The organism is Sphaerotilus sulfidivorans (assembly GCF_013426975.1).
GTDB lineage: Bacteria > Pseudomonadota > Gammaproteobacteria > Burkholderiales > Burkholderiaceae_C > Sphaerotilus > Sphaerotilus sulfidivorans.
The window spans coordinates 57155-72377 of sequence record NZ_JACCPY010000010.1; the positions used below are offsets into that span (position 1 = coordinate 57155).

The 15223-nt window shown below is 70.1% G+C and carries 14 protein-coding genes; 1 reads left to right on the plus strand and 13 read right to left on the minus strand.

Annotated features, from left to right (window positions below; all coding sequences use genetic code 11):
• Positions 1 to 34 precede the first annotated feature (34 nt).
• Positions 35 to 745: a transposase gene (locus HZU84_RS08500; RefSeq protein WP_149504393.1), complete on the minus strand. Its 711-nt coding sequence runs from the start codon at positions 743 to 745 to the stop codon at positions 35 to 37.
• A gap of 133 nt (positions 746 to 878) precedes the next feature.
• Between HZU84_RS08500 and cysK the strand changes: the two genes are divergently transcribed.
• Positions 879 to 1802, plus strand: a complete 924-nt coding sequence (cysK, locus tag HZU84_RS08505) for a cysteine synthase A (RefSeq protein WP_149504394.1) — start codon at positions 879 to 881, stop codon at positions 1800 to 1802.
• A gap of 15 nt (positions 1803 to 1817) precedes the next feature.
• Here cysK and HZU84_RS08510 read toward each other — a convergent pair whose 3' ends face one another.
• The 12 genes from HZU84_RS08510 to HZU84_RS08565 all read right to left on the minus strand — a co-directional run bounded on the left by HZU84_RS08510 (position 1818) and on the right by HZU84_RS08565 (position 15212).
• Positions 1818 to 3005, minus strand: coding sequence for a HupE/UreJ family protein (locus HZU84_RS08510; RefSeq protein ID WP_149504395.1), 1188 nt, complete (start codon positions 3003 to 3005; stop codon positions 1818 to 1820).
• A complete protein-coding gene (locus HZU84_RS08515; protein ID WP_149504396.1) occupies positions 3002 to 4252 on the minus strand; it encodes a hypothetical protein in 1251 nt (416 codons plus the stop codon). Before HZU84_RS08515 ends, HZU84_RS08510 begins: the two co-directional genes overlap by 4 nt.
• A 21-nt stretch (positions 4253 to 4273) precedes the next feature.
• Positions 4274 to 4558 (minus strand): hypothetical protein, encoded by a 285-nt coding sequence (locus HZU84_RS08520; RefSeq protein WP_149504397.1) that lies wholly within the window; start codon positions 4556 to 4558, stop codon positions 4274 to 4276.
• 47 nt (positions 4559 to 4605) lie between these two features.
• A complete protein-coding gene (locus HZU84_RS08525) occupies positions 4606 to 6153 on the minus strand; it encodes a DUF4331 domain-containing protein (RefSeq protein WP_375139028.1) in 1548 nt (515 codons plus the stop codon).
• 158 nt (positions 6154 to 6311) lie between these two features.
• Complete coding sequence (locus tag HZU84_RS08530; RefSeq protein ID WP_149504399.1) at positions 6312 to 7037, minus strand: anti-sigma factor; 726 nt, start codon at positions 7035 to 7037, stop codon at positions 6312 to 6314.
• 1 nt (position 7038) lies between these two features.
• The gene (locus HZU84_RS08535; RefSeq protein WP_149504400.1) at positions 7039 to 7668 is read right to left on the minus strand and encodes a sigma-70 family RNA polymerase sigma factor; all 630 of its coding nucleotides are present in this window, start codon (positions 7666 to 7668) and stop codon (positions 7039 to 7041) included.
• A gap of 66 nt (positions 7669 to 7734) precedes the next feature.
• Entirely contained in the window at positions 7735 to 8862 is a 1128-nt protein-coding gene (aroB, locus tag HZU84_RS08540; RefSeq protein WP_180692854.1) for a 3-dehydroquinate synthase, read from the minus strand.
• A gap of 34 nt (positions 8863 to 8896) precedes the next feature.
• A complete protein-coding gene (locus HZU84_RS08545) occupies positions 8897 to 9445 on the minus strand; it encodes a shikimate kinase (RefSeq protein ID WP_149504402.1) in 549 nt (182 codons plus the stop codon).
• A gap of 185 nt (positions 9446 to 9630) precedes the next feature.
• Positions 9631 to 11628: an Ig-like domain-containing protein gene (locus HZU84_RS08550; protein WP_149504403.1), complete on the minus strand. Its 1998-nt coding sequence runs from the start codon at positions 11626 to 11628 to the stop codon at positions 9631 to 9633.
• Positions 11629 to 11692: 64 nt separating this feature from the next.
• A complete protein-coding gene (locus HZU84_RS08555) occupies positions 11693 to 13900 on the minus strand; it encodes a type IV pilus secretin PilQ (protein ID WP_149504404.1) in 2208 nt (735 codons plus the stop codon).
• Entirely contained in the window at positions 13897 to 14472 is a 576-nt protein-coding gene (locus tag HZU84_RS08560) for a pilus assembly protein PilP (RefSeq protein ID WP_149504405.1), read from the minus strand. The genes HZU84_RS08555 and HZU84_RS08560 overlap by 4 nt, the downstream gene beginning before the upstream one ends.
• Positions 14472 to 15212 (minus strand): type IV pilus inner membrane component PilO, encoded by a 741-nt coding sequence (locus HZU84_RS08565; protein ID WP_149504406.1) that lies wholly within the window; start codon positions 15210 to 15212, stop codon positions 14472 to 14474. The genes HZU84_RS08560 and HZU84_RS08565 overlap by 1 nt, the downstream gene beginning before the upstream one ends.
• Positions 15213 to 15223 lie beyond the last annotated feature (11 nt).

A 15223-nucleotide genomic window follows, 5' to 3' on the forward strand; every position in this document is an offset into this window, starting at 1 on the left:
CTTGAATCCAGATCCGATCAATCCACAAGAAGAATTAGGGACAGACTGGATCCGCCTTGGACGACCGTGCCGGACGCCCCCGGGGACGCGGCGCCATCGGACGCTCGCAGGAGGCGCCCAGTTTTGCAAGAAACGCGCCAGAACCCAGCGCCCAACCCTTGGTGGCGCTGTCGGTGTGCTGCTGCACCTCCTCGGGCGTCAGCGGCTCGTCGAGCAGGCGCTGCCAGGCCAGTTCACGCTCGAAGGGCGTGTTGCCGAGCTGCCAGTGGCACAGATGCGTGCTCACCAGCGTGTCGCGCCGGCGCCCGAGATGGTGCATCGCGCTGGACCAGGCGTAGTCGCCCGCCGGCGTGGGCGGAATCAGGCGCTGGGGGTTCTGCTCGATGTAGCGCATGCAGGTCAGCAGGTGCGGCCCGTTCTCGATGACGGTGGCACGGAAGCGCCCGTCCCACAGCGTGCCGATGCGGCCATGGCGGCGGTTGAAGGCCGCGACATAGCGCCGGCCGATCGCCTGCAGCATCTTGCTCAGCGCCTCGGCGGTCGGCGGCGTCACCAGCAGGTGCAGATGGTCGTTCATCAGCACATAGGCATGCACCGCGACCCGGTGCAGCGCGGCCGACTCGCGCAGCGCGGCCAGGTAGGCCAGGCGGTCCTCGTCGTCGAGAAAGATCGGCTGGCGGTTGTGGCCGCGCTGGATGACATGGTGAGCAAGACCGGCGATGGAGAGGCGAGGCAGTCGGGCCATGAGCGGGAACCGGGACAGGTCGGATCGGACAGGGGGAGGCTTGGCCGACGGTGATGCTGTCGATGGGCCAGAATGCACATTTTCCACCCCCCATCCCATCTGTCACGCGCTCGTACCAGGGCAAGGAACTCCGATGAAAGCTGACAACGTTCTCGCCACGATCGGCCGCACGCCGCACATCCGCGTCAACCGCCTGTTCGGCGCGGGCCATGAGGTCTGGATCAAGTCCGAGCGCGGCAATCCCGGCGGCTCGATCAAGGACCGCATCGCGCTGGCGATGATCGAGGACGCCGAGGCCAGCGGCGCGCTGCAGCCCGGCGGCACCATCGTCGAGCCGACCTCGGGCAACACCGGCGTCGGCCTGGCGATGGTGGCCGCGGTCAAGGGCTATCCGCTGGTGCTGGTGATGCCCGAGAGCATGAGCATCGAGCGCCGCCGCCTGATGCTGGCCTATGGCGCGAAGTTCGTGCTGACGCCGCGCGAGAAGGGCATGAAGGGCGCGATCGAGAAGGCGCAGGAGCTGGTCGCCGCCACGCCCGGCGCCTGGATGCCGCAGCAGTTCGAGAATCCGGCCAATGTCGCGGTGCATGTACGCACCACGGCGCAGGAGATCCTGGCCGACTTTCCCGAGGGTCTGGACGTGCTGATCACCGGCGTGGGCACCGGCGGCCACCTGTCGGGCTGCGCGCAGGTGCTCAAGGCAGCCTGGCCGAACCTGAAGGTGTTTGCGGTCGAGCCGGCGGCCTCGCCGGTCATCAGCGGCGGCGCGCCCGCGCCGCACCCGATCCAGGGCATCGGCGCCGGCTTCGTGCCGAAGAACCTGCACACCGATCTGCTCGACGGCGTGATCCAGGTCGAGGCCGAGGCCGCACGCGAGATGGCCCGCCGCAGCGCCCGCGAGGAAGGTCTGCTGGTGGGCATCTCCAGCGGCGCCACGCTGGCGGCCATCGCCCAGAAGCTGGCCGAGCTGCCGGCCGGCAGCCGCGTGCTCGGCTTCAACTACGACACCGGCGAGCGCTATCTGTCGATCGAGGGTTTCCTGCCGGTCGAGGGCTGAGCCCCGCGCCGCCGCTCAGAGCTGCGGCAGCAGCGACAGGTCCAGGCCGCGCTCGGCGGTCCAGACCAGCGCCAGCAGCGCGATCGCGCCCGAGCCGCCCTGCACCGCCAGCCGCCGATAGGCCGGCGCATGGCGCAGCGCGATCGCCAGCGGCAGCAGCAGCGCCACCAGCGCGAGCTGGCCCAGCTCCACACCGAGATTGAAGCCCAGCAGCTGCAGCAGCAGCTGGTCCTCGCGCAGGCCGAGGTCCTGCAGCGGTCCGGCGAAGCCCACGCCGTGGATCAGCCCGAACAGGCCGACCAGCGGCCAGCGCGGCCCGGGCAGCAGCGGCCGCAGGTTGTCGAGCGCCGCCAGCAGCACACTGACGGCGATCAGCGCCTCCACCCAGCGCGTGGGCGGCGGCAGCACCCCGACGGTGACCAGCCCGAGCGTCAGCGAATGCGCCAGCGTGAAGGTGCTGACCAGCACCAGGGCCTCGCGCCAGGCCGCCGATGCGGTCTCGCGCGGCGTCCAGCCATCGCCCTCGCGGCGCCAGACCGCCACCAGCAGCAGCGTGACCAGGAACAGGATGTGATCCAGGCCGATGGCGATGTGGTGCATGCCCTCGCGGACGAAGTCGAGAAAGCCGCCGCCCGCCTGCGCCAGCATCCAGGACCGCTCGCCCTCGCCGGCAATCAGCACGGCAGCCTGCCCGTCTGACGCCGGCTGCCCGGCCGTCTCCGCCACAGCGATGTTCAGCAGGCCGCGGTGGCTCGGATCGGTGCGGGCGAACAGCCGGTAGTCGAGCTGCGCCACCTGGACCGGGGCCGCACAGGCCCAGCTGCTGCGCAGCACCAGGTGCTGGCCATCGGCATGGCGCTCGACCTGCATCGGTGCGCGTGCGCTCAGGCGGCAGTCGGCGCCGTCGGCACGCGGCTGCAGCGCCGCATCGACCAGGCGGATGATGTCGGCCTCGCGGGAGCGGATTTCGCCCCAGCGCAGCACACCGTCGTCATCGGTATCCAGAACCAGCTCGCGGTCGAGGTCACGCAGCGACAGGTCGATGCGCTGCTCGATGCGCTCGCCGTCGATGCGCCAGTTCAGATAGGCATCGCTGGCCTGATGCGCCCGGGCCGGCGCCAGCGCGACGAACAGCAGCACCAGCACGGCCAGCAGATGCCCTGGCCACAGCATCGGATGCATGGCGGCAGATCGGATCTTCATGTGCGTTCTCCCGGACGCCGGACACCGTCGGCAGCCGCGTCGGTCGGGGCGGCGCGCAGTCTCACGTCGACACGCGCCGGATCGCGGGTCCAGGCCTGCAGCAGCCGCACCGCCTGCGCGGTCTGGCCGGCACGCAGCGCGCTGCGCCACAGCAGCACCGCATCGGCCGGCTCGCGCTGGCCCGCCCAGTTCTCCTGGGCCAGCGTCCAGGCGCGGGCCGGATCGCGGCCCACATCCAGCGCCAGGCGCGCTTCTTCACGCAGATGCGGCTCGCCACGGCGGCGTGCCGCATCCAGCCGCGCTGTCATGCCCGACAGCACCGCAGCGGCCCGCGCATCGCCCAGGCGATGCAGCGCGATCGCGCGGCGCAGCTGCAGCGCGTCGGCCTCGACTGGGCCGACCGACACCGCCGCCAGCGCCTCGGCAGCGCGGCCGCGGTCGAGCAGCCAGTCGGCCCGCGCCGCCTGCGCATAGGGATCACCGCCCTGCCCGGCCGCCTGGGCCAGCAGCCGCTCGGCCTCGGTGTCATCGCCCAGCCGCACCGCCAGCTCGGCGCGCACCAGCGCCAGCCAGCGGTCATCGGGCGCCTGACGGGCCAGCGCGTCCAGACGAAGATCGGCCTGGCGCGGATCGAGGTCGCCGCGCAGGCTGTCGATCTCGACCGCACAGACCTCGGCCGCCCGGGCCAGCCCCGCACCGGCGGCCGCCAGCTCGGGCGCCTGCAGGGCGCGGCAGGCGCGCGCCGCCTCGGCCAGCCGCCCCTGCACCTGCAGCACCGCGACCTGCGTCAGCCCGGCCTGGGCCCGCAGCGCCAGCGGCACCGACGCGTCGCCCACCAAGGCATGCAGGTCGAGCAGCGCAGGCGCGAACTCATGCCGCGCCTGCAGGATCGTGGCGCGCAGCAGCCGCACCGGCGCAGGTGCCTCGCGCTGCGCCCACCACGGCGACAGCGCGGCCTGTGCGGCGCCGTACTCGCGCGGATCGCCCTCGCGGCGGGCGCGGTCGATCGCCTCGCGCGCCACCGACAGCGCCAGCGGCAGACGCGAGGGATCGCGCTGCAGCTCGGCACGGGCGCGGCGCTCGGCCAGACCGGGTCGGGCCGGCAGCCGCTCGACCACCTCCGCGTCGGACGCCGGCGTGAACGGCGCCGCCAGCAGCGGCCCGGCGAGGGCCAGCAGGAGGATCAGCGCCAGACGGGGAGCCCGCAGGCGCGAGGCGGTGTGCGGCGGCGCGGAGGCGATGGGCATCGGCACAGCTCCTGGCGCCGCTCAGCGCAGCTCGACCGGCTCGGCGGTCTCGGAGGTCGGCGGCACGACCATCGCCAGATCGATCGGCTCGGCGGTGTCGTCGGACTGGGCCAGCAGCGCCGAGGCGAAGCCGCTGTAGGCCTCGGCCGAGACGGTGGCGCTGGCCGGCACCTCGGTGATGACGGTCGCGCCGGCATGGGCCGCGGTGTCGCCGCTGCCGCCGCCGCAGGCCGCCAGCAGCAGGGCCAGGCCGGCCGCGCCCAGAAGGCGGCCGCCGCGGCGGCGCCAGGACAGGCAAGAGGTCATGGTGATGCTCCGGATGAGGATGGTGGAATGCGCGTTCGCCTCGCGGCTCACTTGCTGCCGGGCACCGGCGTGTTCAGGTAGGGAAAGCCGGACAGCAGCGGCACGACACCCTGGTCGACCGCGTCATGCAGCTTCAGCGCCGTCGCGCCCAGCGGCACCGCGGACGGACGGCAGGCCGAGCCGAAGCCGAGCTTGTCGGTGTCGCCATTGGCCAGGCACAGCCCGCCCATCACCGCCACCAGCGAGATGTCGACCACATCGTCCTTGGGCCGGCGGCCATTCGGAAAGCCGGCGTTGTCGTTGCCGCCGGCCAGCAGGTTGCCGACGATGCCGAGCCGGTTCTGCTCGGCGTAGGCCACCGGCGCGATGCCGGTGTTCAGCCGCAGCATTTCCGAGGCGACGACGTTCTTCGGCTGGTTCACGCCCTTGATGCCGGTCAGGAAGGTGGTGACCAGATCGGTGCGCGGCAGGTTGGTCGGCGCGGTCTTCGGCAGGTTCAGCGCGATCTCCAGCAGCGCCGGCAGCGTCGGATGGGTCACATAGTCGGCGAACTGCGCGTCGCCCGAGGGCTTCGAGGCGTTGAAGCGGTCCTTGTCCTTCAGCCCGATGACCACCTCGTTGACCAGGGGCATGCCCAGGCGAGACACCTGCGTCCAGGCACCGCCGGCGCGCTCGCTGGCCTGATGCCCGCTGCCGGGCTTGCCGTCGATCAGCCGGGCCTGGCGCAGGCTGGCGCTGGTCCAGCCGCCGATCACGTCGTCGCCGTTGGTCAGGCAGCTGCGGTGGATCTCCAGCGCGATCGCGGTGACGTTCTTCGCGCCGAGCGGGTTGGGCACCGCGCCGGTCAGCGCCGGATCGGTGATGACCGAGACCGGCGCGTTGACCAGGTCGAAGACCGGACCGAGATTGACCGCGAACGGATCCTGGCGCTGGCCGACAAACATCCGTCCCGGCGTCGCGCAGCCCGGAATCGCGACCGCATGCACATGCTTGGCGGCGTAGCCGGGATAGTCGGGAATCGTCTTGACGCCGATGTTGTCGACCGGCTTGGCAAAGGTCTCGCTGCCGGTGCCGACCTGGGTCAGCGCCTGGCGGGTGCCGGTGCGGCGGTCGCCGCGCACCACCTGCACGGTGTAGGTCTCGGCCAGCTGCAGGTTCGGGTCGCCCACCTGCGAGACCTGGCCGGACTGGACCAGCGGAATGCCCACCGAGCGGTCGCCGATCTTCAGGCTGGTGCCGGCGCCGCCGTTGGACAGGGTGTTGCGGAAGCGGAACTGGAAGCTCAGGTCCTCCTTCGCGTCCCCGTTGTTGTCGATGTGGATCTCGTAGAGCGCGTTCGGATCGAGCGCGAAGTAGTTCGGGCCGCCGTAGGCGTCCTGCAGCGGCAGGTAGTTGGCGATCAGCGTGACGAAGTCGGAGCGGCCGGCCTCGTAGCTGCGGAACATGTAGAAGTCGCTGGCGTCGACCTTCGGGGCGGTGGTGATGAAGGGCGCCTCGCGGTGGCTGGAAGCAAGTGCGGAACCGGAAAGCAGCGTCAGGGCCAGCGGGAGGGCAGCCAGCGGGCCGCCGATGCGTTGCAGGGTCGTCGACAAGATCTGTCTCCTTGGAGCCGGGTCGGGAAAGCGGACGGGGGTGACACCGCGATGCGGCATCTGTCCATTCCCTACGCACCCCGGACAGGAGCGGATGCAGCCCCACGATTCAGGGGGTCTTTCGACGTCAGACCCGGTCGGATGCCGGATCGGACTCCGGATCAGATGCCGATCTGGCCGACCGAGACGACCGGCCCGGTCGGCTGGCCGGTGGGCGAGCCGCCCGCGGGCTCGACGCTGATCGCGAAGGCGCGGGTATCGTCGAGCAGCCGAGCCCGGCGCAGCACGGTCTGTCCGTGCGCATCGACCAGACCGAGCGAGCGCGGCGCCCCGTCGGCCGGCAGCGCCCACAGCTCCAGCGCACGCCCGGTCTCGAGCGGGACCAGATCGATCGGACGCAGCACCAGGGCCTGGCCATCGGCGCTGACGCTGGCGACGAAGCTGGCGTGCATCACTCCGCCCCCCGATCCGCCACCCGACTTCGGGCTGGCTCCCAGCACCACCACGATCGGCGCACCGTCCGGATCGGCGGACGGCGGCTGCAGCATCAGCACCGCCATGCCCAGCGCTGCCGCGCTCGCCAGGCCGCTGAGCAGGCGCCACGGCAGCAGCTGCTGCCACCAGCGTGCGGGCGCCTCGTCGGGCGCCGGTGCCGGCTCGCCGAACAGGCGCCGCTCGATCTGCTGCCAGACCCGGTCGGGCGGCGCGACCGGCGCCACGCTCAGCGACATCGGCTCCAGCCGCAGCCGCCAGCCCTCGACCGCCTCGCGCAGCGCCGGATGCGCCGGCAGCAGCGCCTCGAAGCGCCGGCGGGCGGGCCCGCGCAGCGTGCCCAGCACATAGGCCGCCGCCAGCCGGTCGGCCCGTTCGCGTCGTCCGTAGTCCATGTCAGCGCTCCCGGGCCACCGCGTGGCCCAGACAGTCCTTCAGCGCCAGCAGCGCGCGGCGCACCCAGCTCTTGACCGTGCCCAGCGGCTGGGCGAGATGCTCGGCCACCTCGGCGTGCGACAGCCCCTGGTAGTAGGCCAGCGCGACGCACTGCTGCTGCTCGGCCGACAGCCCCTGCACGCAGCGCGAGAGCTCGCGCGCCTCGGCCGCCTGGTGCAGCAGTTCCTGCGGCCCGGCCGCGTCGTCGGGCAGATCGGCCAGCAGGTCGCCGCCCTCCTCGTCGTCCTCGTCGTCGGCGACATGCCGGCTGACGGTGCGCACCTCGCCGCGACGGCGGCGCAGGCTGTCGATCGCACGATGGCGCGCGATGCTGGTCAGCCAGGTCAGCGGCTGGCTGCGCTGCGGGTCGAAGCTTCCGGCGGATTGCCAGAGGCTGATGTAGATGTCCTGCAAGAGATCCTCGGCGCGGGCTGTGTCAGGCTGTATACGCAGCACGACGCCAAACAGATGCGCAGAGGTCTCGCGGTAGAGCGCCGCGAAGGCCTGGCGGTCGCCCAGGGCGATGCGCGACAGCCAGGCGGCCAGCCGGTGGCTGCGCTGGGCCCAGGCGTCGACAGGCGTGCTCGGCATCGGCGGGACTCCTTGGAGGGAATGGTCGGGCGAAACGGCACCCGGCCAACCGGACCGGGCAGACCGTCAGCCGGCGCTGCAGTGTGCCGCGAGCACCTCGCGCACCATCGCTTCAGGAGCCCCCTGCATCCGGGCACTTCCGAGGCGATCGATGACGACGAAGCGGATCTCGCCGCCCTCGGACTTCTTGTCGATCTGCATCAGCTGCAGGTAGCGCTCCGCCCCCAGGGCCGGGCCGACCACCGGCAGGCCGGCGCGCTCGCACAGCAGGCGCACCCGCGCGACGAACTCGGCCGGCATCAGGCCGAGCCGCGCCGACAGGTCGGCGGCCATGACCATGCCGCAGCCGACCGCCTCGCCGTGCAGCCATTCGCCGTAGCCCAGGCCGGCCTCGATCGCGTGGCCGAAGGTGTGGCCGAAGTTCAGGATGGCGCGCAGGCCGCTCTCGCGCTCGTCGCAGCCGACCACCTGCGCCTTGATCTCGCAGGAGCGCTTCACCGCCTGCGCCAGCGCCGCCTTGTCGCGCGCGCGCAGCCGCTCGACGTTGGCCTCGATCCAGGCCAGGAACTCGGCATCGGCGATCGGGCCGTACTTGATGACCTCGGCCAGTCCCGCCGACAGCTCGCGCTCGGGCAGCGTGTCGAGCGTGTCGAGGTCGCAGATCACCCGCACCGGCTGGTAGAACGCGCCGATCATGTTCTTGCCCAGCGGGTGGTTGATCGCGGTCTTGCCGCCGACCGACGAGTCGACCTGCGACAGCAGCGTCGTGGGCACCTGCACGAAGGGCACGCCGCGCATGTAGCAGGCCGCGGCGAAGCCGGTCATGTCGCCGATCACCCCGCCGCCCAGCGCGAACAGCACCGTCCTGCGGTCGCAGGTGGCGCCCAGCAGCGCGTCGTAGATGCGCTCGAGCGTCGCGGCGTCCTTGAAGGCCTCGCCGTCGGGCAGCTCGACCGTCAGCACCCGTGCGTAGTGCGGCGCCAGCGCCGCCTGCAGCCGGGCGGCGTACAGCGGCCCGACGGTGGTGTTGGTGACGATCATCGCGGTCTGCGCCTTCGGCAGGCCGGTCCAGGCGGCGGGATCGTCCAGCAGGCCGGTGCCGATCAGGATGTCGTAGCTGCGATCGCCCAGCTCGACGCGGACGGTCTCGCGGATCGGGGCGGCGGGGGAAGGAGCGGCGGAGGTCGTCGGCATCATGGCGGGCGGATGATCGTCGTCGGCGGCCGGGTCAGCGGCGGGAACGGGAAGGAAAGCTGCCGGGCAGCGGCCGCTCGTCGTCGGGCACGACGCCGGCCAGCTCCAGCTGCATCAGGATCATGTTGACCAGCGTCGGCACCGAGGGGCGGCCGGTCTCGATGACGAAGTGCGCGGTCTCGCGGTAGAACGCGTCGCGGTCGCGGTAGAGCTCGCGCAGCTTGCGCAGCGGGTCGGCCACCTGCAGCAGCGGGCGCTGGGTGTCGTGGCGCAGCCGGCGAAACAGCTCCTCCGGCGAGGCACGCAGGTAGACGACGACCGAGTTCTCCCTGAGCGCGCGGCGATTGGCCTCGCGCAGCACCGAGCCGCCGCCGGTGGCCAGCACGATCGGCGGACGGATCTGCACCAGCTCGGCGATCACCTGCTGCTCCAGGTCGCGGAAGGCCTGCTCGCCCTCGCGCTCGAAGTAGGCGCGGATCGACATGCCGATGCGCTGCTCGATCTCGACGTCGGCATCGACGAAGCGCCAGCCCAGGGCGGCCGCGAGATGCCGGCCGGCGGTGGACTTGCCGGCGCCGGGCATGGCGACAAGACTGACGGAGGAGCCGGGGCGGACGCGGGGGTCGCCCCCGTCGGACGAGATGGAAGACACGCGGGCGGGGGAGGAAGTCGGACAGGTCGGAAAAAGACGCGAACGGCGCCGGAACGCGGGGTTCCGGCGCCGTCACGGGCGTCAAGTCTAACGCGGGCGCGGTCGCGCCCCGTGGATCAGTTGATGCTGCCGAGGTCGTAGGTGTAGCTCTGGCCGTTGGGCATCTTGATCGTCAGGTCGATCGCGCCACGCGCCTCAAGCGCCTTGGTGCAGTCGTCGAGTTCGACGATCAGGCGGTGCCCTGTCGGGGCAGTACCACTTGGAATCGGGCTGTTGTCAATTCGAATGGACGCGCCTTTGGCTTTTGTCGTGACGGCCAGCGTCGCACCAATCGGGATTCTGTTGCCCCCAAGGGCATCAGCCTCCGAATTAGAGTCTCGAACACAGATATCGCGAGTCACACGGCAAACCGATGTCGTCGGCTGGAAAGACAGACCCAAAGAATTCGTTGTAGGGGTCGACCCTGAACAGCTATCCACCTGCAGACGAGGAGCATCTCGAGAGTCGGACAGGACGAAGACAATTCGCTCCTTGAAGCGGACATAGGTGTTGCCATCCCACGTGCCATTGGCAGTCAGGCCGGCCAGGTACTCGCCATTGGCGGTGTCCATCAGATCGTTTTCGTCCTTGTCGATGTAGAGCTGGCCAAGATCCTCGAATGTCTCGCCCGGGGTGTAGAGCTGATCACCGTTCGTGTCGACAAAGGACTCTTCACCCTGCGCATAGGCCAGCACCGTGACACGACCATTGGGCGGCCTGTAGTTGCTGGACACGAACTTGGTCGTGCAGACGCCATTCACTGTCGTGCATTTGGCGGGAATGATGCTCGCGCCCTCGGCCACGAAGCTGACGGCCGTGCCATCGGACACAGGATTGCCAAACCGGTCATTGAGCTGGACACGGATCTCGCTTTCAGTCCCATCACGCGACCATGCATCGGGATTAAATGCAGCGGCGGCAAAACTGAACGCATTGTTCGTCGGCAGGCCGGCATTGATCGCCAGCACATTCGACAGAGTCATCAGCGGCGACCCTGTCGGCAAGACGGCATCAGAACCATCAGCGTTCAGCACCTTGGCACGCACACGAACCGGGGTCGGCGTGGACTTGGCGGTCACGGAAACCGTCACAATGCCGTTGGCATCCGTCGGCAGGGATGTGGCGCCCAAGATGGCCACATTCGGAATATCAAGCGAAAACGCGACCATGCGATTGGCGATCACGCCGCCGGAAGGGTCCTTGAGCTTGAAAGACACCTGGGAAGAAATCGCACAGCCACTGCCGGCCAGGCAGATCTTGTCCGGCGAGGCCGAGACGAACTCGAGCGACTGAGCGATCGGCGCGGCCACCACCAGATCGACCTGCTTCTGCTGGCTGGTGCCGGAGAGCGAGGCGCTGATGCGATCGGTCGCCGCGCAGCCCTTGTCCTGGTAGGTGGTCGAAGCGCTGGTGCCGGTCACGGTGATCGAGGTCGGCGACAACACGGCCTTGCCGGCGGTGGCGCAGGTCGACGAGAAGTTGACCGTCACCGGCGAAGCCGACGAGGCGCCGCTGACATTGACCGTCACCACGGAAGCCCCATACGACGAGATGCTCTCTGGAGAGACTGCAGCCGAGGTCAGGCTGACATTGGTCGCAGAGACGGTGAAGACCTTCTGAGCGGTCAGCGCAGTGGTCTCGCCGGCAGGCGTGAAGCTGGCCGTCACGATGTCGGCCCCAACCTGACCCGCCACCGGCTTCAGCGTGGTCGTGGCCTGACCATTGGCATCAGTCTTGACACGCGCGACGTCGACCGTCGCTGCGCCGTTGCTCACAGAGAAGGTCACCAGCACATCGGCAGCCGCACTGCCATTGGCATTTTTCACCTGGGCAGTCACCGTGCCCGGCGTCGAGGCGCTGACCGTGTCGGAGGTCATCGCCACCACGATGCTGGCCGCAGTCGCCGTCGTCGAGCCGGAGCTCGTGCTGCTGCCCGAGGTCGATTCGCTGGTGGTGCAGCTGCCAGAAAACGAGGTGCAGCCTGCATCGCTGCCGCCCCCGCCGCAGCCGGCCAGCAAGGCCGCTGCCGCCAGGGCCAGCGCACTGGCACGCAGTGCCGTGATCGTCGTCGTCATGAAATCAATCCCCTGCCTGTCGGTCGATGTTCGTCTTGTGGCCGCCCTCCCCTCGCGGGCGGGCTCAGCGTGCCGGTGCGTTGCGGTCGGTGATGACCTTGGGCGTCAGGAAGACCAGCAGCTCGGTCTTGTTCGACGACCGCGTCTTGTTGCGGAACAGCGCGCCCACATACGGAATGTCGCCCAGCACCGGCACCTTGTTGACCGACTCGGTCTCGTCGATCTGGAAGATGCCGCCGATCACCACGGTGCCGCCGTTCTCCACCAGCACCTGCGTCTTCACATGCTTGGTGTTGATCGCGAAGCCGGCCGAGGTCGACTGGCCGACACTGTCCTTGTTGACATCGACATCGAGAATGACGCTGCCCTCGGGCGTGATCTGCGGCGTGACCTCGAGCTTGAGGTTGGCCTTGCGGAACTGGATCGCGGTGGCGCCGCTGGAGGTGGCCGACTGGTAGGGCAGCTCGGTGCCCTGCTCGATCAGCGCCTTGACCTGGTCGGCGGTGATGACCCGCGGGCTCGACACCAGCTTGCCGCGCCCTTCGGCCTCCAGCGCCGACAGCTCCAGGTTCAGGAAGCGGTTGGACGCCGCACCGAACAGCGACAGCGCGAAGCTGGCGGCACTCGCGCCGCCGAAGGAGGAGGTGTTGGCCGGCAGGTTGACGAACTGGGTGTTGCTGAAGTCGACCTGCTCGCTCTGGTTGGTCTGGTAGCCGATCGCGTTGTAGTTGCCGCCGATCGCCAGATTGCCCACACCGGCGTTCCAGCCGGGCACGCCCCCGCGAATGCCGCGCATGTCCGAGCTGCCCAGCTTGATGCCCAGCGAGCGGCCGAAGGTGTCCTCGGCCTCGACGATGCGCGCCTCGATCATCACCTGACGCACCGGGATGTCGATGCGCGAGACCATCTGCGCGACCTCCTCGAGCTTGGCCGGAATGTCGGTGACGAAGAGCTGGTTGGTGCGCGCCTCGTAGAGCACGCTGCCACGCGCCGACAGCAGCCGGGTGGCGCTGGTGGACGCCCCGGCGCTGGCGCCGGAGGCGCCGCCGGAGCCGGTCTGCTGGCCGGTCAGCGCACGCGAGATCTCCTCGGCCTTGGTGTAGTTGAGCTGGAAGGCCTGGGTGCGCAGCGGCTCCAGCGCGGCGACCTGGGCCCGCGCCTCGAGCTCGGCCTTCTCCTTGGCGGCCAGCTCCTCCTTGGGCGCGACCCACAGCACATTGCCGGTCTTCTTCACGCCCAGGCCCTTGGCCTGCATGATGATGTCGAGCGCCTGGTCCCAGGGCACATCCTTCAGCCGCAGCGTGACATTGCCGGTCACGGTGTCGCTGGTGACGATGTTGAAGTTGGTGAAGTCGGCGATGACCTGCAGCAGCGCACGCACCTCGATGCTCTGGAAGTTCAGCGACAGCTTGTCGCCGCTGAAGCCCGGACCGGCGGTGAGCTTCTGCGGATCGACCTTGACCGGCCGGACCTCGAGCACGAACTGGTTGTCGCTCTGGTAGGCGCTGTGCTCCCAGTTGCCGCGCGGCTCGATCGTCATGCGCACCCGGTCGCCGACCTGGGTGGTGGAGACCGACTGCACCGGCGTGCCGAAGTCGGTCACGTCGAGGCGGCGACGCAGCCCCTCCGGCGCGGTCGAGCGCAGGAACTCGACGATCAGGTTCTGGCCCTGCTGGCGGATGTCGACGCCGACCTGGTTGCTCGGCAGGTCGACCACCACCCGGCCGGCGCCGTCGCGCCCGCGGCGGAAGTCGATGTCGCGCAGCGACTCAGGTGCGGTGTTGCGGCTGTCGGCGAAGTGCAGCGGTTCGGCCGAGGTACGCACGCCGGCGGCAGCGGCCGTGGCCGGCGTGCCGGAGGACACCTGCACCGGCTCGAGCGTGACCACCAGCGCCTTGCCGTCGATCTCGGCACGGTAGCGGGTGGACTGCTTCAGGTTCAGCACCAGCCGGGTGCGGTCGCCGGCCTGGGCCAGCGCCACCGAGCGCAGATTGCCCTGGTTGACCTCCTGCTGCGACCGGCCGGTGGCGTTGATGACACCGGGCAGGTCCAGCGCCACCCGGGCGGGCGACTGCAGCACGAAGCCGGCGGGCAGCGCGGCCAGCGGCTCGGAGAGCTCCAGCCGGATCACCTCGCCGCCGTCCTTCACGCCGCTCGACAGCGACTGGATGGCGTTCTGCGCCCAGCCGAGCACCGGAGCGGCGGCCAGCGCGGCCAGCGTCGCCAGGCGAACGCTCCAGCGGGGGATGGGGGCTTTCTGGGTCGTCTTCATCGCTTCTCCTGGGCCCGCTCCTGGAGGGTCAGCGTGCTGGCGCGCTCGACGATTTCTCCGAGGGTGTCGGGCACGAGTTCGCGCAGGGCAATCTCGGTTTCCGTGATGCGGGTGACGCGGCCGTAGTTCTGGCCGAGATAGTCACCCACCTTGACTTGGTAGAGCAGGTTGTCGGCCTTCAGCAGCGCATGCGGCCGCCCGCCGCGCACGACGCTGCCGACCATCGTCAGCGCGTCGAGCGGGTAGGCCTCGAGCGGCTCGCGGCGCCGGTTCATCTCGGCGGCCAGCAGCGAGTTGGGCTGGCGGCTCTCCTGCTTGAGCGCCCCCTGCATCTTCTGGCTGCTGAAGGGTTCGGTCTGCGAGAAGGCCGCATAGGGCTGCGGATCGAACTTGCGCGGCGCCACCAGCGGCGAGACCTGCGGCTTGGCCACGCGGCGCTGCTCCTCCATCCAGGCACGCAGTTCCTCGTGCGGATCGGAGCAGCCCGACAGGCCCGCCAGGCCGGTCAGCGCCAGCAGGGCCAGCGCCGCGCGGGACGGTCGCCGCGACCGGCGGAAAGGACGGGCGGGCATCATGGCTGGCCTCCGGACTGCGGCGCGCCGCCAGGCTTGCCGCCCTTGGCCGCCTGCTGCGCCTTGCGATGCTCGGCGACCTCGGCCGGATCGAGATAGCGGTAGGTGCGCGCGGTGGCCTCCATCGCCAGCAGGCCGTTGGCGCTGGGCAGCATCTGGCCGCTGGCCTGGCCCGGCGTGGTGATCACCAGGTTGTGCAGCGTGACGATGCGCGACAGGTTGGCCACATCCGCCGCGAAGGCGCCGACGTCGTGGTAGCGGCCGGTCACCCGCAGCGCGATCGGCAGCTCGGCGTAGTAGTCCTTGATGATGACCTGGCCCGGCCGGAACAGCTCGAACTGCAGGCCGCGACCGAGGCCGGCCTGGTTGATGTCCGACAGCAGCGCGTCCATCTCGGCCTTGCCGGGCAGCTGGCGCTCGAGCTGGGTGACATATTCCTGCACCTGCAGCTTCTGCTTGCGCAGTTCGTCGAGATTGATCGCCTGCGACAGCTTGGCCTGGTACTCGGTCTTGAGCGTGGCCTCGCGGTTGCGCTCGGCCTCGAGCTCGTCGGCGGTGAGCGAGACCAGGCCGAGCCAGCCCAGCAGCACCACCAGGCCGGTCATCGCCGTCCAGGCGGCCACCTTGGGCAGCAGCGGCCACTGGCCGGGCTCGTTCGGATTGAGGTTGCGGAACTGGGACGACACCTGGTCGACCAGGGTGTCGAGCTCGATGTTCATGGACATGCGGGGAGAGGCCATGGTGATGCCGG

Coding starts and splice junctions, on each gene's coding strand:
- HZU84_RS08510 (WP_149504395.1), bottom strand. CDS start 3,005: ATGAAGATCCGATCTGCCGCCATGCATCCGATGCTGTGGCCAGGGCAT.
- HZU84_RS08545 (WP_149504402.1), bottom strand. CDS start 9,445: ATGCCCGGCGCCGGCAAGTCCACCGCCGGCCGGCATCTCGCGGCCGCC.
- HZU84_RS08555 (WP_149504404.1), bottom strand. CDS start 13,900: ATGAAGACGACCCAGAAAGCCCCCATCCCCCGCTGGAGCGTTCGCCTG.
- HZU84_RS08565 (WP_149504406.1), bottom strand. CDS start 15,212: ATGGCCTCTCCCCGCATGTCCATGAACATCGAGCTCGACACCCTGGTC.
- HZU84_RS08535 (WP_149504400.1), bottom strand. CDS start 7,668: ATGCCGAGCACGCCTGTCGACGCCTGGGCCCAGCGCAGCCACCGGCTG.
- HZU84_RS08550 (WP_149504403.1), bottom strand. CDS start 11,628: ATGACGACGACGATCACGGCACTGCGTGCCAGTGCGCTGGCCCTGGCG.
- HZU84_RS08530 (WP_149504399.1), bottom strand. CDS start 7,037: ATGGACTACGGACGACGCGAACGGGCCGACCGGCTGGCGGCGGCCTAT.
- HZU84_RS08515 (WP_149504396.1), bottom strand. CDS start 4,252: ATGCCCATCGCCTCCGCGCCGCCGCACACCGCCTCGCGCCTGCGGGCT.
- aroB (WP_180692854.1), bottom strand. CDS start 8,862: ATGCCGACGACCTCCGCCGCTCCTTCCCCCGCCGCCCCGATCCGCGAG.
- HZU84_RS08520 (WP_149504397.1), bottom strand. CDS start 4,558: ATGACCTCTTGCCTGTCCTGGCGCCGCCGCGGCGGCCGCCTTCTGGGC.
- cysK (WP_149504394.1), top strand. CDS start 879: ATGAAAGCTGACAACGTTCTCGCCACGATCGGCCGCACGCCGCACATC.
- HZU84_RS08560 (WP_149504405.1), bottom strand. CDS start 14,472: ATGCCCGCCCGTCCTTTCCGCCGGTCGCGGCGACCGTCCCGCGCGGCG.
- HZU84_RS08500 (WP_149504393.1), bottom strand. CDS start 745: ATGGCCCGACTGCCTCGCCTCTCCATCGCCGGTCTTGCTCACCATGTC.